Source organism: Marinimicrobium sp. ARAG 43.8 (assembly GCF_050113635.1).
Classification (GTDB): Bacteria; Pseudomonadota; Gammaproteobacteria; order Pseudomonadales; family Cellvibrionaceae; genus Marinimicrobium.
In genome coordinates this window covers 430,865-455,376 of record NZ_JBNJLT010000002.1, presented here as the reverse complement: position 1 = coordinate 455,376, position 24,512 = coordinate 430,865, and the positions used below count along the sequence as shown (strand labels likewise).

The 24,512-nt window shown below is 59.0% G+C and carries 17 protein-coding genes; 7 read left to right on the top strand and 10 right to left on the bottom strand.

Annotated elements, in window-relative coordinates:
• Positions 1-551: 551 nt before the first annotated feature.
• From rpoD to rpsU, 4 genes are all read right to left on the bottom strand, one after another.
• The gene (rpoD, locus tag ACQCLF_RS07235; protein ID WP_426985727.1) at positions 552-2,417 is read right to left on the bottom strand and encodes an RNA polymerase sigma factor RpoD; all 1,866 of its coding nucleotides are present in this window, start codon (positions 2,415-2,417) and stop codon (positions 552-554) included.
• A gap of 97 nt (positions 2,418-2,514) precedes the next feature.
• Positions 2,515-4,509, bottom strand: a complete 1,995-nt coding sequence (gene dnaG / locus ACQCLF_RS07230) for a DNA primase (RefSeq protein WP_426985725.1) — start codon at positions 4,507-4,509, stop codon at positions 2,515-2,517.
• Between the two features lie 99 nt (positions 4,510-4,608).
• Entirely contained in the window at positions 4,609-5,061 is a 453-nt protein-coding gene (locus tag ACQCLF_RS07225; RefSeq protein WP_426985723.1) for a GatB/YqeY domain-containing protein, read from the bottom strand.
• A gap of 75 nt (positions 5,062-5,136) precedes the next feature.
• On the bottom strand, positions 5,137-5,352 hold the full coding sequence (rpsU, locus tag ACQCLF_RS07220) for a 30S ribosomal protein S21 (protein WP_426985721.1): 216 nt from the start codon (positions 5,350-5,352) through the stop codon (positions 5,137-5,139).
• Between the two features lie 202 nt (positions 5,353-5,554).
• Here rpsU and tsaD point away from each other — a divergent pair, with 202 nt between their 5' ends.
• Genes tsaD through ACQCLF_RS07200 form a run of 4 tightly spaced genes read left to right on the top strand, consistent with a single transcriptional unit; the run spans position 5,555 to position 8,918 of the window.
• Positions 5,555-6,613 carry a tRNA (adenosine(37)-N6)-threonylcarbamoyltransferase complex transferase subunit TsaD gene (gene tsaD / locus ACQCLF_RS07215; RefSeq protein WP_426985719.1) on the top strand — a complete coding sequence of 353 codons (1,059 nt, stop codon included), beginning with the start codon at positions 5,555-5,557 and terminating at the stop codon, positions 6,611-6,613.
• Positions 6,614-6,629: 16 nt separating this feature from the next.
• Positions 6,630-6,989, top strand: coding sequence for a dihydroneopterin aldolase (gene folB / locus ACQCLF_RS07210; protein WP_426985717.1), 360 nt, complete (start codon positions 6,630-6,632; stop codon positions 6,987-6,989).
• Positions 6,986-7,504 (top strand): 2-amino-4-hydroxy-6-hydroxymethyldihydropteridine diphosphokinase, encoded by a 519-nt coding sequence (gene folK, locus ACQCLF_RS07205; protein ID WP_426985715.1) that lies wholly within the window; start codon positions 6,986-6,988, stop codon positions 7,502-7,504. Before folB ends, folK begins: the two co-directional genes overlap by 4 nt.
• 13 nt (positions 7,505-7,517) lie before the next feature.
• Positions 7,518-8,918 (top strand): MFS transporter, encoded by a 1,401-nt coding sequence (locus ACQCLF_RS07200; RefSeq protein ID WP_426985713.1) that lies wholly within the window; start codon positions 7,518-7,520, stop codon positions 8,916-8,918.
• 39 nt (positions 8,919-8,957) lie between these two features.
• Here the strand turns inward: ACQCLF_RS07200 and ACQCLF_RS07195 are convergent, their stop codons facing one another.
• The gene (locus ACQCLF_RS07195; protein WP_426985711.1) at positions 8,958-9,701 is read right to left on the bottom strand and encodes a pteridine reductase; all 744 of its coding nucleotides are present in this window, start codon (positions 9,699-9,701) and stop codon (positions 8,958-8,960) included.
• Positions 9,702-9,817: 116 nt separating this feature from the next.
• On the opposite strand from ACQCLF_RS07195, the gene ACQCLF_RS07190 reads away from it, so the two are divergent.
• Positions 9,818-12,547, top strand: coding sequence for a PQQ-dependent sugar dehydrogenase (locus tag ACQCLF_RS07190; RefSeq protein ID WP_426985710.1), 2,730 nt, complete (start codon positions 9,818-9,820; stop codon positions 12,545-12,547).
• Positions 12,548-12,556: 9 nt separating this feature from the next.
• Here the strand turns inward: ACQCLF_RS07190 and ACQCLF_RS07185 are convergent, their stop codons facing one another.
• Positions 12,557-13,798 carry a multifunctional CCA addition/repair protein gene (locus tag ACQCLF_RS07185; RefSeq protein WP_426985708.1) on the bottom strand — a complete coding sequence of 414 codons (1,242 nt, stop codon included), beginning with the start codon at positions 13,796-13,798 and terminating at the stop codon, positions 12,557-12,559.
• 323 nt (positions 13,799-14,121) lie between these two features.
• Here ACQCLF_RS07185 and ACQCLF_RS07180 point away from each other — a divergent pair, with 323 nt between their 5' ends.
• Positions 14,122-14,775 (top strand): TorF family putative porin, encoded by a 654-nt coding sequence (locus ACQCLF_RS07180; RefSeq protein WP_426985706.1) that lies wholly within the window; start codon positions 14,122-14,124, stop codon positions 14,773-14,775.
• Between the two features lie 99 nt (positions 14,776-14,874).
• On the opposite strand, the gene ACQCLF_RS07175 is transcribed toward ACQCLF_RS07180, so the two are convergent.
• From ACQCLF_RS07175 to ACQCLF_RS07160, 4 genes are all read right to left on the bottom strand, one after another.
• Entirely contained in the window at positions 14,875-16,377 is a 1,503-nt protein-coding gene (locus tag ACQCLF_RS07175) for a cellulase family glycosylhydrolase (protein WP_426985704.1), read from the bottom strand.
• A 64-nt stretch (positions 16,378-16,441) separates the two neighbouring features.
• Complete coding sequence (locus ACQCLF_RS07170; protein WP_426985702.1) at positions 16,442-17,239, bottom strand: family 16 glycosylhydrolase; 798 nt, start codon at positions 17,237-17,239, stop codon at positions 16,442-16,444.
• A gap of 171 nt (positions 17,240-17,410) precedes the next feature.
• Positions 17,411-18,583: a helix-turn-helix domain-containing protein gene (locus tag ACQCLF_RS07165; RefSeq protein WP_426985700.1), complete on the bottom strand. Its 1,173-nt coding sequence runs from the start codon at positions 18,581-18,583 to the stop codon at positions 17,411-17,413.
• Between the two features lie 205 nt (positions 18,584-18,788).
• Positions 18,789-20,315, bottom strand: a complete 1,527-nt coding sequence (locus ACQCLF_RS07160; protein WP_426985698.1) for a tryptophan halogenase family protein — start codon at positions 20,313-20,315, stop codon at positions 18,789-18,791.
• Positions 20,316-20,653: 338 nt separating this feature from the next.
• Here ACQCLF_RS07160 and ACQCLF_RS07155 point away from each other — a divergent pair, with 338 nt between their 5' ends.
• Positions 20,654-24,163, top strand: a complete 3,510-nt coding sequence (locus ACQCLF_RS07155) for a TonB-dependent receptor (protein WP_426985696.1) — start codon at positions 20,654-20,656, stop codon at positions 24,161-24,163.
• The last annotated feature ends 349 nt before the right edge of the window (positions 24,164-24,512 follow it).

Below are 24,512 nucleotides of genomic sequence, written 5' to 3'. Positions count from 1 at the left end.
ACTGGAGTCAATACTGTTTAAGGGCGTGACGTCCGGCCCAATTTAGGGGGCACTGCCCACAGACACGCCGTGAATACGTGACGTGAAGGGAATCACTAATGCCGCGATGGCATGGATGCCAAGGAGCGGCCCGTGTAGGCTCGCATCGCGGGTCCCCCGCTCCACGGTCTGTGGGCAGTGCCCCCTAAATCGCGCCTCTGTGGCTGATTCTTCCCATGATCAGGATGTTACTACACATCGTCAGGCTTTTTGATGTCAGCACTGCGCAAAATGCCAACGGAAGGGAAATAAAGGAAAGGTTTGACGGCGGTACTCAGCCGGGTGGAGCGGAATCGGTAAGTAGCAACAGATCTTGGAGTTGGCACGGAGCCAGGGGAGGGTATCTCCCTTTCCGAAACCCTCTCTTCAGGGAAGAAGAGAGGGAGCTGCGTGGACGCCCCACAGGGATGTGGGAAGTGTCCGTAAGCGCAGGGAGCGCGTAGGACCGTATTTATCGCGTTTTCGGAACAACCCTCCCACTCCCTGGGCGGGACTTCACAAAGACCTGCGGGTTATTCGTCTAGGAAACTACGCAAATGGTCGGAGCGCGAGGGATGACGAAGCTTGCGCAACGCCTTGGCCTCAATCTGACGAATCCGCTCACGCGTCACATCAAACTGCTTACCCACCTCTTCCAGCGTATGATCCGTGTTCATATCGATGCCAAACCGCATCCGCAACACCTTCGCTTCTCGGGCCGTAAGCCCCGCCAGCACTTCGCGGGTAGCTTCCGTTAAGCCCTCGGTTGTGGCTGAATCCACCGGAGATACAATCGTGTTGTCCTCGATAAAGTCACCCAGGTGCGAGTCTTCATCATCACCGATGGGCGTCTCCATCGAGATCGGCTCCTTGGCGATCTTCAGCACCTTGCGAACCTTGTCCTCCGGCATTTCCATACGCTCACCCAGCTCTTCCGGCGTGGGTTCGCGGCCCATCTCCTGAAGCATCTGCCGGGACACACGGTTGAGCTTGTTGATCGTCTCAATCATGTGTACCGGAATCCGGATGGTACGGGCCTGGTCGGCGATAGAACGGGTGATGGCCTGTCGAATCCACCAGGTGGCGTAGGTCGAGAACTTGTAACCGCGACGGTACTCAAACTTGTCCACGGCTTTCATCAAGCCAATGTTGCCTTCCTGAATCAGGTCCAGGAATTGCAGGCCACGGTTGGTGTATTTCTTGGCGATGGAGATCACCAGACGCAGGTTGGCCTCTACCATTTCTTTCTTGGCACGGCGCGCACGGGCTTCGCCGATGGACATCCGGCGGTTGATCTCTTTGATCTGCGCCAGGGTCAGGCCGCTTTCCTCTTCAAGCTGAGCCAGCTTGCGCTGGGCGCGAGCGACGTCACCTTCGACGTTTTTAAGCGCTTCGGAATAGTCGCGCTTTTTCTTGATAACGCCGGGAATCCAGTCGTCGTTGGTTTCGTTGCTCGGAAACTCTTTCATGAAGGTTTTGCGAGGCATGCGAGCTTCGCGCACACATAACCTCATGATCGCACGCTCTTCACGACGCACACGGTCCAGTACCTGACGAGCCTGGCTGTAAATGGGGTCGAACTGGCGCGGTGGCAGCTTGAAGAACTTGAACAGTTCGCCGACCGCTGCCAGTTCTTTCTGGGCCTGTGCGCTGTCGCGACCGTGCTTGGTAACGGCTTTGGTGGCTTTGTTCAGCTGTTTTTCCAGTGCTTCGACACGGGCACGAGCCTCTTCGGGATCGACGCCTGAGGTGCTTTCTTCCTCATCAGACTGATCGTTGTCGTCATCGTCGTTGTCGTCTTTTTTGTTGCTGCTGGCCGCCGCCGCGTTGTTATTGGACGCGGCATTGTTCGCACCGGCGGTCGGGATGTCATCGGACGGGTCGAGCCAGCCGATCACGACGTCGGGCAGGCGGCGTTCCTCGGCTTCTACCAGCTTGAACTCGTCGATCACGTGCTGGGCGGAGCCGGGCCAGTAGGAGAGGGCGTACATCAGCTCTCGCACACCCTCTTCAATGCGTTTGGCAATGGCGATTTCGCCTTCCCGGGTCAGCAGCTCTACGGTGCCCATTTCACGCATGTACATGCGGACCGGGTCCGTGGTGCGGCCGGCCTCGGTTTCGACGGCCGCGAGTGCAGCCGCTGCTTCCGCCGCCGCGATTTCGTCAGCGGAGGCGTCGCCGTCGGTCATCAGCAGGGTATCGGCATCCGGGGCGATCTCATAGACACGGATGCCCATGTCATTGATCATCTGGATGATGTCTTCCACCTGATCCGGATCGGAGATATCCTCTGGAAGGTGGTCGTTCACCTCGGCATAAGTGAGAAAGCCCTGCTCTTTGCCGCGGGCGATCAGCTCTTTAATGCGAGATTGTTGCTGCTGTTGAGCGTTGTCTGCCATTCGGAACCCTGTAAGATCCTGAGGTGGAAATAGAAAAGCGCGGGATTATAGCGCATATGTTGGGCTTGATTCTAGAAAATCAATGCCGTAAGCCGCTTTAACGCGGGGTTTTGTGTGCCAGAGCCGCTTTGAGCAAGGTCTCGCGCTCTTCGCGGCTCATTCCGGCAAAATCGGCGCTTTTTTGCCGAATATTGTCGAGGGCGGCTGACTTCTGGCGTTCGGCCAGCTGGCGTCGGATACCCGCCAGACAGTCGTCGAAAGCCGCACGGGTGTCGTAGTCGGCCCGGGCGGGTTTGACCGCCCGTTCGGCGCCCAGTGCGCCTGCGGCCACCAACAGGTCCTGCCCGGCAATGGCGGCCAGCTGCTCGGCGTCGGCCGGGCCGTGCTCGGCGCGCCAATAGCCAATAATGTTGGCCATCCCATAGTGCGGCCGCTCGCGCAATAACTTAAGTAATTGACCCAGTGTCGCCAATGCTGGTTCGTCCATTGCCAGCCAGGCTTCCGGGGCCTCTTCGGCGGCCAGGGCGGGGTTGGCCAGCAGCAGCCCGATGGCTTTGCGGGCCGGCGGCATCCGGTAGCGGCTCGGTGCGGCGCGTTGTGGTGATCCTTCGCGATCTGGGCCGTCGGTCGGGTAGGGCGGCGGTCCATCCGGTTCGTCGAGATACTCTGGCGGCGCTTCCATAAACCCCGGCGGCGGTTCGTCGTACCGGTCCTGAGGGGGGTGCGATCGGGCCGCGGTGGTTGCCTGCTCCCGTCGGGCGTTGGCCTGTTCCTGCTGAAAGACCAGAGGTTCGGTCACCAGTTCCATCAGGGTGTTGCGGTTCAGGCCGGTGCGCTGGGCGAGCCGGTCGAACATTAACTCCCGGAAAACGCCGCGCGGTAATTGATCCAGCAAGGGAGCGGCGCGTTTGCTGAGCAGGGCCCGGCCCTCCAGCGTGGAGGGGTTCAGGTCCCGGCTCAGGGCGTCGAACAGGTAGTCCTCCAGTGGGACTGCCATGTTCACCATGTTGATGAATTTCTCCGGTCCAGCCTGGCGAACCAGGGTGTCCGGGTCTTCCCCGTCGGGCAAAAACAGGAATTTCACCTGTCGGCCATCTTCCATGACGGGCAGCGCTGCGGCGAGCGCGCGCTCGGCGGCGGTGCGGCCCGCCTGGTCGCCGTCGAAGCAGAACACCACTTCGCGAGTGTGCTTGAAGGCCAGCCGCAGATGGTCTTCGCCGCAGGCGGTGCCCAGCGTAGCCACGCCGTAGCGAATGCCGAACTGGGCCAGGGCCACCACGTCCATGTAACCTTCCACGACAAGCAGTCGCGGCAGTTCACGGTGCGCTTTGCGCGCCTCATGCAGGCCGTACAGCTCCCGCCCTTTGTGAAACACCGGGGTTTCCGGGGAGTTCAGGTACTTGGGCTTGTCGTCTCCCAGAACGCGCCCGCCGAAGCCGATGACCCGGCCTCTGAGGTCCCGGATCGGGAACATGATGCGGTGGCGAAAACGGTCGTACCGTTTTTTCTGCTCAGGCTGGTCGATCAGCATGCCGCCCTCGATCAGCAGGTGGCGCTCCTCTTCACCGGTGCCAAGGGACTTCAGCAGGTTGTCCCAGCCCGGAGGGGCGAAGCCGATGCCGTAGTCTCGCGCGATGTGTCCGTCCAAACCCCGTCTTTTGAGGTAATTTACGGCTTCCATGCGTTCCGGGTGTTGGCGCAGTTGCAGTCGATAGAATCGGTCGGCCTGCTCCAGCAGGCTGTAAATGCTTTTGCGTGCTTCGGCACGCTCTCTTTGGGCCTGGGTCTGCTCTTCCCGGGGGACGTCCAGCCCGCAGTGGTGAGCCAGTTGCTCAACGGCCTCGGGAAAACCGAGCCGTTCGTAGTCCATGAGAAAGCCTACGGCGTTGCCGCTGGCGCCGCAGCCGAAACAATAGTAGAACTGCTTGTCCGGGCTGACGGTAAACGACGGTGTTTTTTCGTCGTGAAATGGGCAGCAGGCGCTGTAGTTTTTGCCGCTTTTCCTGAGTTTGACACGGTGATCCACAATCTCGACCAGGTCGACCCGGTCGAGCAGTTCGTCGATAAAGCTTTGTGGAATGAGTCCGGCCATAATGCCTTTATTGTAGCGGGAAAGTGGGTGTGGAAGCGGGTTTTGGAGGTGGGGAGCGGCGGGTGGGCGGTGAGGGCCAGGCCGAACCGCCGGAGAGGTTTACCCCAACCGCGCTTTCAGTCGCTTGCTCACATCCGCCATGTCGGCGCGGCCCTGTACCTGGGGCTTCAAAACCCCCATGACCTTACCCATGTCTTTCATGCTCTCCGCGCCAGTCTGGCGAATCGCGTCAGCGACCCGTTCGTCCAGCTCTTCGTCGGTCAACGGGCGGGGCAAAAAGGTCTGGATGACCTCGATTTCGAAGCGTTCCTGATCGGCCAGATCCGGCCGGTCGGCGTCGCGATACTGCGTTTCGGAGTCGCGCCGCTGCTTGACCATCTTGTCGAGCACGGCCAGTACGCGAGCGTCATCCAGCTCGATGCGCTCGTCCACTTCGATGCGTTTGCATTCTGCCGTCACCAGACGCAAAACCGCCACGCGGTCCTTTTCTTTGGCCCGCATGGCGGTTTTCAAGGCGTCGTTGATGCGCGTTTTAAGCTCTGAGGCTGGCATCACCGTCTTCCTGTATGTTGTAGGTGCTCGCTGTTCGAGCGCGACCGGGCCGGAATAGGCGCCGGATGTCCAGCCTTAATACAGGCGCTGGAACTTACGGTTTTCGCGCTGAACTTTCTTGGCGTGCCGCTTAACGGCTGCTGCGGCTTTACGCTTGCGTACGGAGGTCGGCTTCTCGTAGGCCTCGCGGCTGCGCACTTCGGCCAGGATGCCGGCTTTCTCACAGGAGCGCTTGAAACGACGCAGGGCGACGTCAAACGGCTCGTTGTCTTTGATCTTTACTGAAGGCATGCTGTTACCTTTGCTCAATTAGTTCGCCCCGGCAGCGACTGGATTTGGCTGTCGGGATCCGAGGGGCGGGGATTCTAACGGCTTCCGGGCGCCTCTGCAACTGGTTCTTGTTCGTCTGGACCTATATCATACGCGCTCTTTTCCGGGCGGTGTCGCACATCGCCCCAAACTTGTTCCGAAGCGCCTTGTGCAGAGACCCTTTATGCGTGTTCTGGGTATAGAAACCTCTTGCGATGAAACCGGTCTGGCGGTGTACGACAGCGAGCAGGGGCTGTTGAGCCACGCGCTGTTCAGCCAGATTGATGTACACGCTGAGTATGGCGGTGTGGTGCCCGAGCTGGCCTCGCGCGATCATTTGCGCAAGCTGTTACCCCTGATCCGGCAGGTCATGGCGGACGCTCAAACCACAAAAGATCAAATCGACGCTATTGCCTACACTTCCGGGCCGGGTCTGGTTGGGGCTTTGATGGTGGGAGCCTCGGTGGGCCGGGCACTGGCCTACGGCTGGGGCGTGCCGGCTCTGGGCATCCATCATATGGAAGGGCACCTATTGGCCCCGATGCTGGAGGACCGTCCGCCCGCTTTCCCGTTTGTCGCGCTGCTGGTCTCCGGTGGGCACACGCAACTGGTGCAAGTGAACGGCCTGGGGGAATACACGCTGCTCGGCGAGTCGCTGGATGATGCGGCGGGCGAGGCGTTTGACAAGGCCGCTAAAATGCTGGATCTGGACTACCCCGGTGGCCCCCAGGTGGCCAAGCTTGCTGAGCGGGGCTCGCCGGGGCGCTTCACGTTTCCGCGGCCGATGGTGGATCGTCCGGGATTGGACTTCAGTTTCAGCGGATTGAAGACCTACACCCTGAATACCGTGGCCGATCACGCGGGCGCCGATGGTCTGCCGGATGAGCAAACCTGTGCGGATATTGCCCACGCGTTTCAGGAGGCGGTAGTCAGCACCCTGACGATCAAGTGTCGCCGGGCGCTGGAACAGACGGGCTTGAAAACGCTGGTCATTGCCGGGGGCGTGTCCGCCAATACCCGGCTGCGGGAAGAGCTGGAGCACTCCCTGGAGAAAATCGGCGCCTCCGTGTTTTATGCCCGCCATGAATTCTGCACTGATAACGGCGCCATGATTGCCTACGCAGGGTGTCGAAGGCTGCTCGCCGGACAAAGCGAGCCCCTGGCGGTCACCGTGCGCGCCCGCTGGTCATTGGATAGCCTGCCACCGGTGGGCACTGACGGCGCCGCATCCGGGCGACCGTAACGCAAGAGGAATCCGAATGGATATTGTGTACATTAGAGATTTGCAGGTCGACACCATTATCGGCATTTACGACTGGGAACGGGAAGTTCGCCAGACCATCAGCCTCGACCTGGAAATGGCCTCCGACATTCGCAAAGCGGCGGAGACGGACGATATTCAGCACGCGCTGAATTACAAGGCGGTTTCCAAGCGCCTGATCGCCTATTTGGAAAACCGCAATGCGCAACTGGTGGAGGCGCTGGCGGAAGAGGTGGCCGACATCGTGCGCCGCGAATTCCATGTGCCCTGGGTGCGCCTGCGTTTGAGCAAACCGGGTGCCCTGCGGGGGGCGCGGGATGTCGGACTGATTATTGAGCGGGGAGAGAAACCGGCATGACCGAGGTATACCTCAGTCTGGGCAGTAATATTGACCGATACCGCCATATTACGGCGGCACTGGATGCGCTGTCGGCACAATTTGGTGCGCTGACCATTTCCTCCGTGTTTGAAAGCGAAGCGGTGGGCTTCAACGGCAGCCACTTTCTGAATCTTGTGGTAGGAGTGACGACTGACTTGCCGCTGGCTCAGCTGTGGGAGGGGCTCAAGCAAATTGAAGACGACAACGGTCGACGCCGCAACGGCCCGAAATTTTGCCCCCGCACGCTCGATATCGACATCCTGACTTATGGGGATTTCGTCGGTGAGGAAGCCGGGGTCCATCTGCCTCGGGGAGAGCTGACAGAGAACGCGTTTGTGCTCTGGCCGATGGCCGAGATTGCGCCGACCCTCCGCCACCCGGAACTCGGTCAGACCTACCGCGAATTGTGGGCGGCTTACGATAAGCAGCGCCAGAATCTGTGGCCGGTGACGTTCACCTGGCGGGGCACAACACTGTCCCGGGCGGCTACCTGATCAGGAGAAGTTTGTGAGTCAACCGCTTGCCCGCCAGCCGGTGTCGCCCTGGCTGGTGTTGATCGCTGTGTGCCTGGGCGCGTTTATTGCGCCGCTGGGAATGGCCTCGGTGAACGTGGCGCTGCCGACCATGGCGCGTGAGTTGCACGCGAGTGCGGTGCTGGTGAGCTGGGTGCCGACCGTGGTGCTGGTCAGCAATATTATTTTCATGTTGCCGGCGGGCAAGCTGGCGGACAATCTCGGTCGCAAACGGGTGTTTCGCTGGGGTATCGCCCTGAATGCACTGGCCAGCAGCCTGGCGTTTTTCTCCCCGTCCATCGAAGTCATTCTGGTGCTGCGCTTTTTCCAGGGCATGGGCGCGGCGATGATGTTTGCCACCAGTATGGCCCTGTTGATTTCTGTCTTTCCGCCCGAGCGCCGGGGGCTGCCGCTCGGTTTGAATGCCGCCTGTGTGTATCTGGGGCTCACGCTCGCCCCGGCGCTGGGCGGCTGGGTGACCGAGGCGCTGGGCTGGCGCTTTGTGTTTCTCATGCCGCTGCCCTTGGTGGCGGTGGTCTTGACGCTGATCACCTGGCGTATTCCCGGTGAATGGCTCGGCGATCAACAAACCCGGTTCGACTGGGTGGGGGCGCTGACCTTCGGGCTCTGGGCGGTGCTTCTGGTGGTGGGGCTTACCGGCCTGCCAGGCTGGTGGCAGAGTCTGGTGCTGGCTCTGTCGTTTGTGCTGCTGGTGCAGTTTATTCGCCGTCAGGCCCGCCGGGAGCAACCGTTGATCCGGGTGCAGATGTTTCGCGAGTCGCGGCTGTTTTCCTTTTCATTGTTAACCGCCTTGTTCATGTACGCCAGCAGCTATCCGCTGGGTTTTCTGTTGAGCCTGTATTTGCAGTACGTGCGAGGCTACAGCGCGGCCGAGGCCGGTCATATTCTGTTGGTGCAGGCGTTGACCATGGCGTGTGTGGCTCCATTGGCAGGGCGACTGGCTGATTATCTGCCGGCCCGCTGGCTGGCCACGGTGGGTTGCGTTTGTACGTTGTGTGGCTATGCTCTAATGAGTCAGCTTGGTGCGGATACCGCGCCGCTGTTTATTGTGCTGGCGCTGTTTCTCGTTGGGCTGGGGTTTGGCAGCTTTTCCAGCCCCAACAATCATGTAGTGATGCAATCGGCGCACAGCGCCGAAGTGGGGGTGGCCGCCGCGACGTTGAATCTGGCCCGTGTGGTCGGCAACCTGATTGGCATGAGCCTGGTCAACTTGTTCGTTTACTGGAACCTTGGCAACCAGCCGTTGAACGAGACATTGTCGAAGCCGCTGTTGCACACCTTTGGCCAGGCCATGATGCTGGCCCTGGCCTTTTTGACGGCGGCCACCGTGGTGTCAATGCTGCGCGGGCGGTCCCGAAAGGGGGGCGCTGGTTGAAATCGCGGCTGCCTCATGTCCGCGGATCAGGTCCGCAGGTCAAGTCAGTGTGCGACCGCCATCGACCGCGATAATTTGTCCGGTCACGTAAGGGGCTTTACTCAATAAAAACAGCACGGTGTCGGCGATATCGTTCGGCTCCCCGGCGCGCTCCAGCGGCACCCGGTCCAGGATGGCCTGCTTACTCTGCGCGCTGGACTCGGACGCCTGTTCGGGCCAGAGTATAGCGCCCGGCGCAATGCCATTGACCCGTACCTCCGGAGCGAGCTCGCGGGCGAGTGACTGCGTCAGCATGACCTGACCGGCTTTGGCCGCGCAGTAAATGGTATGTTCTTTGAGCGGGCGCTCGGCATGAATGTCGGCCATAGTCACAATGGCCCCGCGCTGTTGGCGCAGTGCCGGTGCGACGGCCTGGGCCAGGAAAAACGGCGCTTTGAGATTGCTCCCGATCAAGTCATCCCAGTCGTCCTCTGTGGCGTTGTCAACGGGTGTCGGGTAGAAGGACGAGGCATTGTTGACCAGCGCATCCAGCCGCCCCCATTGCGCCACGGCTTCACGGGCCAGGCGGCGAAGGTCGCTCATGATGGTCAGGTTCGCGGCAATGGCGACGGCGCTGTCGGGACGCCGCGCGTTCAGGGTGCGCACCAGCTCTTCGGCGGCCTCCCGGGAAGAGCGGTAATGAATAATCACGCGGTAGCCAGCGTTGTGCAGTGTGTTTGCCGTGGCCGCACCGAGGCGGCGAGCGGCACCAGTCAACAGAGCAACGGGGGCGGTGTCAGTCATAATCTCCTCGGATGAAGGTAGGCGGGCCTCAAGGCCGGGCGAACGAAGAATAACACGCTCCCGAAGGCTTTAATCATCGTAAGGTTCTGATAACAACAACGACCTGTGGAATAATCATGGCTTTCAAACCCTCTGGGAAGCGACGCCTTCTCGATGGCATCCTCTCTGCGCTGGCGCTGCTGATTGCCAGCGCGGTTGGATATTTTCTGCTGACCCTTAACAGCGGCAAGCCGGTCGAGGCCAGTGCCACACACTGGAGTGCGCTGGAGGATCGGCCTCACAACAACCAGTGCCTGGCCACCCGTTTTCGCCAGCCCGCCAGCGTGCGACTGGAGCCGCTGGCACCGGCCGGTACGTTTCAGTCTCCCGTCGGTGTGACGCCACTGCCGGACAGTAATACGGTTTTCTTTGTGCTGCAGCAGAACGGCGAGGTGTGGCGGCTGGAATCCAAACGGACCGACAGGGAGAGTGCGGAATCGGAGTTTACGGTGGAGCGCTGGGTCGATCTGAAAGAGCGTTTTAATATTGTATTCCGGCCCCAGGGCTGCCACGAGTGCGGGCTGTACAGTCTGGCTTTTCATCCCGAGTTTCAGCAAAACGGCTACCTGTACTTTTCGTTTACCGAAGGCGGTGACGGCGACGCACCGCTGTTTTCGCACCTGGTGCGCCTGCGCTCCGATGACGGCGGGAAAACCCTGGTGCGCACAGACAATGGTGAACTCTGGTATGAATCCCTCTATCAATTAAAGCAGCCCACCCACATCCACAATAACGGCAAGGCTGATTTTGGCCCCGATGGTTACCTGTACGTCAATATGGGTGACGGTGGCGTCAGCGCCAATGCTCAGGACGTTACCAACCCCTATGGCAGTATCCTGCGGTTAACCGACACGGGCCAACCCGCACCGGGGAATGTCATCGCTCAAAACGGCGGTGCAGCGGAGGTGTATGCCCACGGATTGCGCAACAGCTGGAACTGGAGTTTTGACCGTAAAACCGGAGCGCTGTGGGCTGGGGATGTGGGAGGGAACCGGTTCGAAGAACTGAACCGGATTGAAAACGGCGGCAATTATGGCTGGCCTTGTGTCGAAGGTTACGAGCCGAGAAGCGACTGCCCCGTGCCGGACAATCACAGTGAGCCGGTCTGGGATTACGGGCGGGCGCAGGGACGCTCGGTGACCGGAGGATTTGTTTACCGGGGTGAGGCGTTGCCCGAGCTCAATGGCGTGTTTATTTTTGGGGATTTTGGCAGCGGCGTGATCTGGGGGCTGGAGCGCGATGCCGATGGGCAGTTGCAGCAACGCTCCTTGCTGCACAGCGGAGACCCGATAGTGTCTTTTGCGGAGGACGATGATGGTGAGTTGTATGTGGTTGAGTACAACAAGGGCACGGTCTCCCGGTTGTTGCCCGCGGAACCGGCGGATGACAGAATCCCCATTCCTGAACGCCTGTCCGACACCGGCTGCATGGACCCCGACGATCTGACCCGGCCCGCCCCCGGCTTAATTGGCTATGACCTGAAGGAACCGTTCTGGTCCGATGGCGCGAGCAAGGAGCGCTATATGTCGTTGCCGGAGCACACGCGGGTTTCCATCGCCGATAACGGAAAACTGGTTTTCCCGGTGGGTGCGATTCTGGTGAAGCAGTTCCGGTTGAAAGACGAGCTGATCGAGACGCGCCTGCTCCTGAACCAGGGGCAAACCGGCTGGATTGGCTATAGCTATGAATGGAACAAAGACGGTTCCGAGGCACTGTTGCTGGATGCGGCCGCCGATATTGAGAAACTGGGCCAGCGCTGGCACTACCCCAGCACCGCCGAGTGCGCGCAGTGCCATACGGCAGCGGCCGGACACACGTTGGGCCCCGGCGTCCGGCAAATGGATATCGATGCGCCGGACGCCTCGGCCCAGCGTGAGTCCAGCGATAAGAGTCTCAACCAGTTGGATCACCTCTGGTCGATAGACGTTCTGGATAGGCCGGTGGCCGAGGCGATGCGTGTACCGGCGATGCCGTCCAGCCGGGACACCTCGGCCACGCTGGAGCAGCGCGCCCGCGCTTTTCTGGACAGTAACTGCGCCAACTGTCACCTTCCCGAAGGCACAAGCCAAAGCAGCATGGACTGGCGGTTCAGCACACCCATGGCACTGACCAACGCCTGTGGCAAGACGCCCACGCAAACGACTATGGGGGTGGATGGTGCCCGTTTGATTGCGCCGGGCGATGCCGAGCGCTCGATTCTGTGGCGCCGCATTGCTTATCAGGATGTGTACCGGATGCCGCCCCTGGGCAGTCACCGGGTCGACCGCGAAAGCGCGGATTTGGTGGCCCAGTGGATTAACTCACTCGATGGTTGCTACACCTTGGCGGGACCAGTAACGGCGAACTTCAGCGTGCAGAACCAGGCCAGTGGAGACTACCTCGGCGACCGTCGTGGACGTCCGGTACTCAGCGCGCAAGCGACGACCTTGTGGCGGGTGGAAGACGGGGAAGAGCACTACCGGCTGCGCCGGGCGGATGACGCGCGAGCAAAGAGTGAAGCGACGCATTACCTTCACGCCGAACGGCCGCGCTTGCAGGTCAGCGAAATTCGCACCACCTGGTGGAGTGCCGAGTGGGAACTGGAGCCGGTGGGTGAGGCGTTTCGGATTCGCAACCGCTGGAAAAATGACCACTACCTTCAAGCGCCCGCTAATAGCGGCCTGAACTCTGTCAACCAAAGCCCTGCCAACCAAAGCCCCGTGCTGGGGCCGCTGGATCAGTCCGGGGATAGAGCGCTTTGGCGTTTTGAGCCAGTCCAGCCGTTGGAACCTGGTGAGAAGAATGCGGCCTCTGACAGCCTTCAGTGATGGCGGCCTCTATTGAGGCTCGCCCAGGGAGTGTGAAGCGCGGTACTGGTGCAAGCGGTGTTGTCGTTCGCGATCCAGGGCTTCCCCAAACGCTTTGCCGGTGAATCCCTGAGCGGCAATATCCCGGTTGTCGACCGCCTGGCAGCAGCGCAGCGCCCCGCGAAGGTAGTCCGCCTGGGGGTAATCGCGCTCCTCAAAACCCGTGCGGCCTCGCGCATCGGCCTCGCAGCTGAGCAGGAAGGCCTCGAATGCGTCGGGTTTGCGAAACGCATCCAGGGCTTTGAACAGTCTCAGCAGGGTCGAGGGTTTGAGCTCTCGCGCCCGATGGCAGTGCGTGTGGTATTCCGCCACGTGGCGGGCCAGACGCGCATAATCCTTGGGTACGGCAAGGCGCCGGCAGACAGTGTCCACCAGTGCCAGACCGCGTTGTTCGTGGCCGATGTGCCGAGGCCATTCCGCCTCAGGCGTGGCGCCCTTGCCCAGGTCATGCAGAAGCACCGCGAAGCGCGCCTCAGTGGACGGCGTGAGGCGGGCAGCCTGCTCCAGCGAGAGCAGGGTGTGTAGCCCGGTATCCACCTCCGGGTGATGTTCTGCGCGTTGGGGCACCCCGAATAAGGTATCCACTTCCGGCAACAGCCGGGCGAGCGCCCCACAGGCCCGCAGGCTGTCGATAAAGACCCGGGGCGAGCGTTCGCCGAGGGCGCGCTCCAGCTCTTTCCACACACGCTCGGACACCAGGTGATCGACTTCACCGTTGTCGACCATGGTGCGCATGAGTGTCAGGGTTTCGGGAGCAATGGTGAACCCCAGATGATGATAGCGGGCCGCGAAACGCGCCACGCGCAGAACACGCACTGGGTCTTCGGCGAAGGCCGGAGAAACGTGCCGTAACTGTTTATCCGCCAGGTCCTGCGCCCCACCGTAAGGGTCGATGAGTTGGCCGTCCTGGTCTTCGGCCATGGCATTAATGGTGAGGTCGCGGCGTTCGAGATCTTGTTCGAGCGTCACGTCGGTGGCGGTGTGGAATGTAAAACCGGCGTAGCCCGGACCCGTTTTGCGCTCGGTGCGCGCCAGCGCGTATTCCTCGCGCGTGTCGGGGTGCAGGAAGACGGGAAAGTCGCGGCCCACCGGGATAAACCCCTGGGTAGTCAGCATTTCCGGGCTGGCACCCACCACGACCCAGTCCTTTTCGGTAAAGGGATAGCCGAGCAGTTTGTCGCGGACAGCGCCGCCGACCAGATACGTGTCCATAGCGGTGGGCCTCATTAAAGCGGTGGGCGCTATGGTGACACAAAAGCGGCGTGTACGCCTGGGGCGGGAGTGCGCCGATGGGTGTCAATTCGTGGTGCACGAGGGGCATTTGCGGTGCACTTTATTGGTGCATTTCAAAAATGTGAAGGTTGGTAGGAAGGGGGGCGAATATAAGTAACTTCATGAATTTAAAGGAAAAATAAAAGTTGGCTCGGTCTCTGCAAAAGCCTGGGCACCTGTACAAAAAATCGGGTACGTCGCCCGGCCGGCAAGGGTCAGCGACAAGACAAAATTTAAAATTGCCAACGTTAGAGGAAGAACTCATGAACTTGAAGCAAAAATTTCTGGCTGGTGCAGTAGCCGCGTCTGCGATGGCTTCAGCCGCTTTGGCTCCGGTAGCCCACGCAGAAGCTGAGGTGTCCGCCTCGGTTGGCGCCGCCAACATGTACTACTGGCGTGGTTATGACCTCGGTAATGGCGATCCGGCCGTCTGGGGTGACATCAATGTCAGCGCAAGTGGTTTCTACGCCGGTATGTGGGCTTCTTCTGGTGATGCGGCCTTAGGTACTGAATACGACCTGTATGCCGGTTATGGCAACGAGATTAATGGTTTTAGCTTTGATTTGAGCTTGTGGAGCTATAGCTATCCGTCTGCCGATGAACCGATTTCTCCGGGAGATAACGTGGAAGCGATTCTCGGTGTTGGATACGGCCCGTTGGCAGTGACCTACTATCATGGTTTGGAAGACCTGGATGACTATTCATACCTGACCGTGGGTGCGGCTTTTGGAGATTTCAGTTTGACCTACGGTGTGCATGACGGGGAAGCAGAACTGGATGGCTACTCACACGTAGACCTGAGCTACGCCTACAACGAAAACCTGAGCTTCACCCTGGGTCTGGTCACCGACGACGTTGACGGCCTGAACAACGACGAAGCCAAATTCGTCGTGGGATTCTCAATCCCGATCGAATAAGTTAGCAGGTAACTGCTAATTTTCCGGCCTGAAAAAGGGGCGCCATTGCGGCGCCCTTTTTTATTGAACAATCAATGGTAAAAAACACTGGGAAAGACCTCAGGGATTAGGCGCCACCAGAATATCCTTCTCCGGCCCCCAGGTGCCGTCCGCCCGGTTGTAGATGCCAAATGAACCCGCGTCGTCCCATACCGTGGCGGCCACGCCATATTGCGTGGCGAAATTGACGTGAGTGCTCAGGTAATCAAGACGATCACTTTGGTGGCATTCATTCTCCGGGTTCAGGTGGTCGTAGTGGGGCACGCCGAATTCGTTGACCATCACGGGTATACCTGAGTTTTCGCTCCAGTCGCTGGCTATTTGGTACAGCCCTTCGAGTTCGTTTTTATCGGCGGTGCTTCCCCAGCGCTCTATGCATTGCCCGGCGAAGGTCCAGGGGTCGTAGGAGTGGAAGTTGCCAATCAGATAATCGTCATCCGGCACGGTGATGCCGCTCAACCCATACACGGGTGTGTAATCATTGGACGAAATGATGACCAGTCGGTCCGGGTTTTGTGCCCGGATAATATCGAGAATGCGCGGGTTGAGATCGTTCACCTGCGCCATGCTCATACCCACGGGCTCATTCAGGATTTCGAACATCAGGCGCGCTGACTTGTGGGCGAAACGCTCGGCGATCTGGGTCCAAATGGCGTCGAACCTTGCTCGTGTGGTCGGATTGTCGTAATTCTCTTTTAACCAGGTTTCGTGGTGTGCATTCAGAATCACGTAATACCCCTGGGCCAGGGCCCAATCCACGATTTGCTCGGTACGGGTCATGCGATCTTCGTTCACGGTATAGGGCGCGGTGTCGGACACATGCGTGTCCCAGGTGGCGGGAATTCGCACATGATGAAAGCCGGCTTCGTTAAAAGCGACGAAGAACGGTTCCTGTGCCTTGGGTGCCCAGTCTCCCTCATTGGGGTAGGCGTCCAGCGTATTGCCGAGGTTGATGCCAATGCCCATGCTGGTCACGGCATCGTGAGGGTCATGGCGCAGGGCCTCGGTATATTGCAACTCCATATAATCGAGAGTGGCGGGCGCCTGCTCGAAATGCACTTGAAGGGTTTGTTGGCCGTCGCTCAGGTAGAAAGCGGCGGTGGTAACCGTTTGTGCGGACTCCGAGGGCGCCATTGAGACAGGCTCGACAGCGAGAGGGGTGCCGTTAATGGACGCGTTCCAGAGCGCCTCGTTGTCGTTTGCCCCGGCGCGATAGCTGAGTGTGAACAAGCCCGATGTCTCAATATGCAGGGTGTATTCGGCGGTGTCCCCATCGGCGGGCGCCAGAGCTTCCCCTCCCGAAAATTGCGCATCACTCACGAAGGGCAGTGTGTCGTCACAAGAAAGCTGTTCGCCTTCGATGCGAGTGCTGGAGGTACCCACCTGCTGGGCCGGACAGTCGTCACCGGATGAGCTGTTTTGTGAAGATGTACTGGAGGAAGACGCTGGGGGTGTGGGCTCTGGTTCAGGGCTGGTGCCGCCGCCACTGCTGCCGCAGGCGGTGGCCAGTAAAACGGCGCTGCCGAGGCAGAGGCGATATAGGGTCGGGAAAAAAGTGTTCATAAAAGGGTCCGCAATGGCAAGGGCGGGCGCTCGGCCCGCCAGATGTCGATGGTGTGCGTGGAGGTTAGTTCGGGGTGTATTCCAGGTAATCGTAGTAGGCCCAGGTGTTCTGATTGAAATACTGACCGGGGAAGTAGAACCCTTGGGTGGAGTTATCACCGTGCCAGTGATTGATCATGATGCGGGTGGGGTCCGAGGGCCAGGCGTACTGGGGGATTTCGTTCGGGGCGACATACCCGTCCCCATTGTCCCGGTACATGGTGCGAATAATCTGCTGGTTGCCGTAGGCATCGTACACATACCACTGGATACGCCAGCTGCTCCAGTCAAAGCCAATATTGACCAGATCCTGAGTGATATTCAGGCCGTACTGACCCAGGTCGATATCCTGCTCCCAGCTTTCATACGTGCCGCCCTGGGGCTGGTAAATGATGTTGGTGTGTACCACGTTACCCAGCGAGGGGAGAAATTCGATGTCGATTTCCTGCCAGGCTCGCCCCGGTACATCGTGCCAGGAGGTATAGGTAAAAATAGACGATACGGTCCCGGGAGCGTTCCCGGTTTTCAGGCTGCCCTGGACCCGTCCGTAGGACAACAGGTTATGAGTGCGTAATTCCGCGCACTGACCGGGGTTGACGCCGAGGGTGATCCCGTGGGAACTGGGGGTGATCATGCTGGGCTGAAAATCACAGCCGAACGGTGAGCCATTGCTGCCCGTGCGCGCCTGCCAGATCCCGGTATTGAACCCCCAGGTGAAATCATCTTTGAAGTAGCCCGATTGGGCCCAGGCCGGTATTGTCAGCAGGGCGGTTGGAAACAACAGAAACGCGAGCGCGAAGGCCCGTTTTATCGTAAAAGCCATGGAGACCTCTCGTTATTAAAGTGTTCAGTCGAATGGTTTTGATAAGCCCTGGTGTTAACCCATGGGGCCATCTCACTGTAGACCGGTGGTGAGAGGGGCGCGTCCGGGGAGACGCCAAAAGCGGGAGTTCGAACTTGCGCCACTCACCAGCGTGGTGGCGCCGAGGTCCATTTACGGCGTCGTATCCTTGCGATACTGGGAGGGCGTTTGCCCCACGTGTTTCTTGAAAAGCGTGTTGAAGGTGGACTTGCTGGTAAAGCCGGCGTCGTTCATCAGATCCAGAATGGTTTTTTGTCCACAGTCCGGGTCGGCAAGCAGCCGCTTGGCCTCCTCAATGCGATAGCTATTGATGAATTCGAAGAAGTTTTTGCCAAAATGCTGATTCAACATGCGCGAGAGTGTGCGCTCTGGAATGGAGGCCCGGCGGGAGAGGGTTTCGATGGTGATGTCATGCAGCAAATAAGGCTTCTGGTCGGCCATCAACCGCTGGACCCGGGCAATCTGCTCATCTGTGTAACTTCTCTGTGACGGTGTTTGGGCCGCCTCTTTGACGGGCGGCTCTACCCGGTCGAATAAATGCACGTAACGGATGCTCGTGAACACCAGTATGTTGACGAAGATGAATTCAATGTAGTTGCCGGAAATGCCCAGCAAATCGGCGCTGGCGTAATTGATGCTGTCGCCAAGCTGGTGGACCAGCAGCCGCCAGGCGGTAATGACCAGTAGGCCGATGATCAAACCCTTCAGCCAGCTCTTCTTGCGCACCTCTACGTTGGCATAGCGTTGCTTGAGCAGGTCCCGGTAGCGGGTGATCGCCAGCATGGCGTACACGCCGTAGGCAATGACGCTCAGGTGCCAGAGTGTGGTGGTGTGCGTCATCAGGGGCGACCACATGAACGTGAGGTCCGTCATGACGGCTACCTGAGCGGTGTTCGGGAGTGCATAGTAGCGCCAGATTAGCGCGCCGGTAATGAACAGCGCCGGTATCAGGTGCAGTGAATCCTGCCATTGAAAGCGGAAGTGGCGATACAGAACGCTTGCGACGTACCAATAGAGTAGTGGGCCTTGCAGCAGGCTCAGCGCTGTGCCGATAAACAACCAGTTCGGGTTGGTCTGCAGCACGACGTGACGCAACGGCTCGCTCCAGATGAGCAGCATATCCACTGATTGAATGGCTTTAAGGCAGAGGAACGCGCCGAGTAATTGATTACTGACTTTTCCCTCGTGCTGCCCGGCCACGAGGAGCAGCACGGTCAAGAGGATGTACTGGCCAGCGGCCATCACCAGAATCAGATCATTGAAGTTGAAGATCAACGAGTGAAGGGAAATCGTGAGTTCTGTCATTCTCGGTAAACGGCTTTATTGAGCGGGTTTTATTGTGTTTTGCTGTCACTCTGCCAACCGTAGAGCATCGGATGAAGCATTGGACCGCTTGTTTCGAGCGTTCGATAATCCGCACGGGCCGAAGTCTGGCCTTCGAAACTCGCCTGAAAAGCATAGCATAGGCGGTGTAGAGATAGGAAACCGAAAAGGTAATGATGGCCGGATGTTAGAATGTCACTGGCGAGATTGCCGCCGCCCGACAATGACGGGCGATGAACGCGTCGTGCGAGGGCATATGTTGCACAGCGCTGGCAATCACACGCTCGATATGGTGCAGCCGCTGCTCGATTTCCTGGGGTGACAGGTTGTCGACCAATGGGTGATAGTGCTCCGGCAGGATACCCTGGCCGATAAAGACCTCCGCCCAGCTGATGCCATTGAACAGCTCCTGCCCTTCTTTGTGGACGTAACCATTGGCTCGGAAGAGGGCGATTTTTTCTTCCAGGGTATCCGGCACGGGCATGGTTCTGACGTAATTCCAGAACTCGGTGTCATCCCGGCGGGTGGCGTGGTAATGCAGAATAATGAAGTCCCGGATGCGGTCGTATTCAAAGTGCGCTTCCCGGTTGAAATACTCACGGTTGATTGGAGCGAAGGTCCGGTCCGGGAAAAAGGCCATCAATTTACCGATGAACGACTGGATCAGGTGAATGCCAGTGGATTCCAGTGGCTCGATAAAACCGCTGGACAGCCCCAGGGCCACGCAGTTTTTCTCCCAGAACGTCTTGCGCTTGCCGGTGGTGAAGCGCAGCAGGCGGGGCGAGGCGATGGCAGGGGTATCCAATGAGTCGAGCAGCACGGCGCGGGCGGACGCATCCTCCATAAACCGGCTGCTGAAAACATGGCCGTTGCCGGTGCGGTGTTGCAGCGGGATACGCCACTGCCAGCCCGCAGGTTGGGCCGTCGCCCGGGTATAGGGCGGTAAGGGGGACAGCCGTTCGCTGGGCACTGTCCAGGCGCTGTCGCAGGGCAGCCAGTGGCTCCAGTCTTCGTAACCGGCGTCCAGGCATTGCTCAATGAGCAGCCCCTGGAAGCCAGAGCAGTCAATAAAAAGCTCTCCGTCGACGGTGCGGCCATCGTCCAGATGCACGCTTTTGATAAAACCGCTGTCCGGGTCGGTTCGCACCTGGCTGACCGTCCCTTCGATACGCTGTACGCCTCGTTGTTCGGCGTAATCGCGCAAGTATTGGGCATAGCGCCCGGCATCAAACTGAAAGGCGTAGCCAATATCGGACAGGGGAGAATCCCCCGCCTCCACCGGGCGCATAAAACGGTTCTCGCTGGCGGCCAGCGCATTGAGCGCGTAATGGCGCAGGGAGCGGGCCTTGCCGTCGCGGTGTGATTTGCACCAGAAGTGATGAAACTGCAGGGCTTCCATATTGCGCCCAAGGCCGCCGAAGCCGTGCATGTATCGCTCGCCAAGGGCGCCCCAGTCGCAAAACTCAATGCCCAGTTTGAAGGTGCCCTGTGTTTTGCGAATAAAGTCGTCTTCATCAATGCCCAGGGTTCGATTGAACACCTGCATCTGCGGAATAGTGCCTTCGCCCACGCCGACGGTGGGGATAGTATCTGACTCCACGAGCTGAATGGTGCAAAAGGTGTCCTTCATGAAGCGAGCCATGGCAGCGGCGGCCATCCATCCGGCGGTGCCGCCACCGACGATGACAATCTTTCGAATACGGCGGTCATTCATACAATGAGTCACAGATTATTGTTGTATGCCAAGGCCGTTATTGTCGTGAATCTTCCCTGGAAAGGCGTTCGACTTTCCGTATTTTCCCCAAAACGGATACTCGAACGTGCAGATTGAGGGATTGGCGGGTGTTTGGACGACAGGCCGCGCCTGAAGAGCGATGCTTTGTCGGCTTGGGCCGCCATGCGGCAGCCCGCCAGCGATTCAAATAATAGTCATAAAAGGGGACAATTGTGCAAACTACCCAGAACTCAAAACCCAGGCACAGGTTTCAGCGATCGGCACTGTTTAAGCGCATCAGCTATATCAGCTGCATGCTCGCTGCCGGTTTACCGGCCATGGCGCAAACTGACAACGCTTCAGCATCCGGCGATGGCGCTATGTCAGGCAGCCCCATGCTGGAGGAAATCGTGGTCAAGGGGCTGAGGCAAAGCCTCGAAAACGCCCAGACGCTCAAGCGCGACGCCGACACCTTCGTGGATGCCATTTCCGCTTCCGACATTGGTGCTCTCCCGGATCGCAGCATTCTGGAATCCATCCAGCGGTTGCCGGGTGTCCAAATCGGACGCTTCGCGGCGCCGGACGATCCGGACCACTTTGGCACCGAAGGGTCCGGCCTGATTATTCGCGGCCTCACGCAAGTGCGCTCTGAATTCAACGGACGTGATACGTTCAGTGCCAGCTCCGGTAATGGCCTGTCGTTCTCCGATGTATCGCCAGAGATGATCGGCAACGTGATGGTGTACAAGAACCAGACCGCCGATATGATCGAAGGTGGTATTGGCGGGACGGTATCACTCAATACTCGCAAACCCTTTGACAGCGAGGGGCGCCACTTCGGCCTTACTGTGGACGGTCAGGTCAATACGCTGGATGAGGACTGGACTCCGACCGTGTCCGCCCTGTTTAGCGATCGCGTGAATACTGAAATCGGTGAATTCGGGTTTTTGATCAGCGCCGCCGACTCCAGGCTGGAACAGGCATCACACGGCATGCAGTCCTCTCGCTTTGAGCTGCGGCCTATGGGCGGTGATTCGCCGGGCCACCCCGGATTCGATTATGTGCCCGAGTCCAGTCGCTACGTCTATGATGGCAGTTTCGCCGGTGCGCCCGAGAGTTTCGAGGTGGGTGACCAAGGGGTCATCGTACCCCTGGGTGGCAATGTCAGCCAGAAATTCGATACGCGCGAGCGGCAGGGTCTGGCGGCCTCTTTGCAATGGGAGAGCCCGGACCGCACCCTTCAGGCGACCGCCGAGTTTATCCGTTCGGACGCTTCATTGTCCTGGACCGAGTTCGTTATTAAAAACGACGTCAATATCAATGACCCCAATGCCCGGTCGATCGCTCACGTCACCGGCAGCGGTGAAGATTTTACGCCCGAGCAGTGGCAGTTCTCCGAAGACGGCATTTTCCAGAATGGCAGCATTTCGTCCACCTCGGAAGGCTGGCGCTCCGAGGACCCGACCGGCCGGATTCCCCAGGCGGCGGATTGGGCGGCCACCAATGTCAATGAGTTCGGCTCGCAATACACGTCCGAGACGCGCTACCGGAATGAGAACCGCCTGACGGAAGATATTTCCTTTAACCTGAAGTGGGCGCCCACTGACCAATGGGAGTTTTCAGCGGACTACCAGCGCGTTAACGCCGAAACGGAAATCGATGATAATTCCCTGCTGTACGCCACCCGGGCCAACGCACAAATGAATCTGGACGCGGTCGGGTCGGACATCAGCCTGGGGTTATTCAACCCCTGGGCGTATGCGTCCGCCGACCAGGTGGCTCTGGCGCAGGCCGGTCAACCAGAGGGCGTCGACCTCACCAGCCCGGCTTACTTCCAGCAGGACTCCTCCTTTGCGGCCCAGGCGGCGATGGACTTTGCGGAACGCTCCAAGGGCAATGAAGACGCCTTCCAGCTGGATGCCACTCATTACCTCGATAATGGCCGCTTTGTGACGGCGCTCAAATTCGGGGCCCGTTACGCCAAGAAAGAGCAAACGGTCGGTGCCACCCGCTTTAACTGGGCGCCGATTCAGCCGACGTTTAATCCCCAGATTGGCTGGCTGGACAACGCAGACGTGATCGCCAGCGGCTTGCCGGGAACCGACCAGATTGTCGATTGGAGCGGTTTCGAGGCGGGCGATGGCTTTGGTATCGAAGGTGGTAACCTGATGCTGCATCCGGCGGCCGTCCAGGACTTTGCCCGCTTCCAGAGTACGTTGCGGCCGCTGGTCGAAACCCGCTGTGATACCTTCCGTCCGCTGGGCCAGCGCATAGACCCGGCCCAGTCCAGTGTGGTGGATGGGGTCTGCGACGAGGCTGGGGCCTTCGATATGGTGAACGGCATGTTCCGTCCAGATGAGATTTTCCAGACCGAGGAAGAAAGCATCGCCGCCTACCTGCGGGTGGACTTTGCCAGCGAACTGTTTGACCGTCGACTGGCCGGTAACGTCGGTCTTCGTCACGTTGAAATCGAAACGGTGACCACCGGTGCCACTCAGTTCCCCAGCTTCACCTCGCAATACCCGGTGCCAGAGGGCGTGGATGTTTTTGCCGACGACCTGGCGGAGGACTACGGCCTGTATGTGTTCAATGATCTTGAGACCGGTATTGACCTGACCGGCGAGGGTATTGACCCGCGCTTTCTGGGAGAGGTCAACAACTTCCTGGATCCGGGCGTATTGGCGTTCGCCAATAATGGGACCAGCCCAAGGGCGTCGGTGCAGACCTCTGATCACTGGCTGCCCAGCCTGAACCTCAAATATGAGCTGACCGAAGACCTGCTGCTGCGTTTTTCGGCCTCCAAGGCGATTTCCAAGCCGGATATCGGCCAGATGCGCAACTACGTCAGTATTCAGGAAGACACCAGCGAAGGGGGCACCACGGCGATTCGCTCTCGGTTGTGGGGACCGCAGGTGGATGAAAACGGCAATGCGGTACTCGATGAAAACGGGGATCAGGTCATTCGTCCATTCCCCGGGATCAGCGCGGAATACCCGGATAACGTGAACGCTCAGGGCGAGCCGATTCCTGACGGTATTCCCGAGGTGGACGGCGAGAACCTGGAGCAGGTGAGCGTGCTCAACCCACAAAACGTTAACTTCTCCGGGTTTCTGGCCTCTTCGGGCAATCCCTATCTGAAGCCCACTGAGTCCAACCAGTTTGACGCGTCTGTGGAATGGTTCTTCTCGGATGTGGGCTCATTGACCGGCACGGTGTTCTACAAGGACCTGAAGAACTTTATTGTGTCCGGCAGCCGCCAGGAACAAATCACCAACCCCGAAACCGGCGTGACGCAGACTGTGCGCATCACCGGGCCGGAGAATGGTAGCAAGGGCGAAGTCAAAGGTTTCGAGCTGGCCTACCAGCAAACCTATGACTTCCTGCCCGACCCGTTCAACGGCCTGGGGTTGCAGGCGAACTACACTTATATCGATTCCGAGGGCGTGCCGAATCAGGCCTTCTCGGGTATTGATCCGACGGCGGAGGCCAAGAATATTGCCTTTGACGACCTGCCGCTGGAGCGGCTGTCCGATCAGGTCGTCAACCTGGTGGTGTTCTACCAGCGTGGGCCGACCGAGGTGCGCTTTGCCTACAACTGGAACTCGGAGTTTTTGTTGACCGCGCGGGATGAGATCACGGGCCTGCCGGTGTGGAATGACTCCCAGGGCTTCCTGGACGCCAGCTTCAAGTACGATGTGACTGATCGGCTGCGATTCTCGTTCGAGGCGAAAAACCTCGCGGATGAAGAGGTGGTCACCCGTATGCAGGTGGACAACAACCTGAAGCTGTTCCGCTCTTCGTTTGTTCAGGGGCGCAGTTATATCTTGAAGGCCAGCTACTCGTTCTGATTTGACGAGTTTTTTACGCGAGCACCGTTACGCGGTGCTCGCGCTTTTTTATCCAGTGCCAACCCATTACGGCTTCCGCCGACCAATCTTTGTTTGAATTAAATTTGCCACTTGTGAATGAGTTCTCGTTTCAGAGCAGCCAATGGATGATCGTGGCTTTGATTTATAATATTTAACGCATTTTGTCGAAAAAATACAATTTTACTACGACAAGATACAAGACGTCCCGCTGCGCTCTTATTAACCTTTCAAATAACAACAAGCGTCTTGCTTCAAGCGGATGTTGTTGTGTCAATAATAAGTTGTCGATCAATAAATACCATCCAGACGTTACTGCCAATAATTTAAT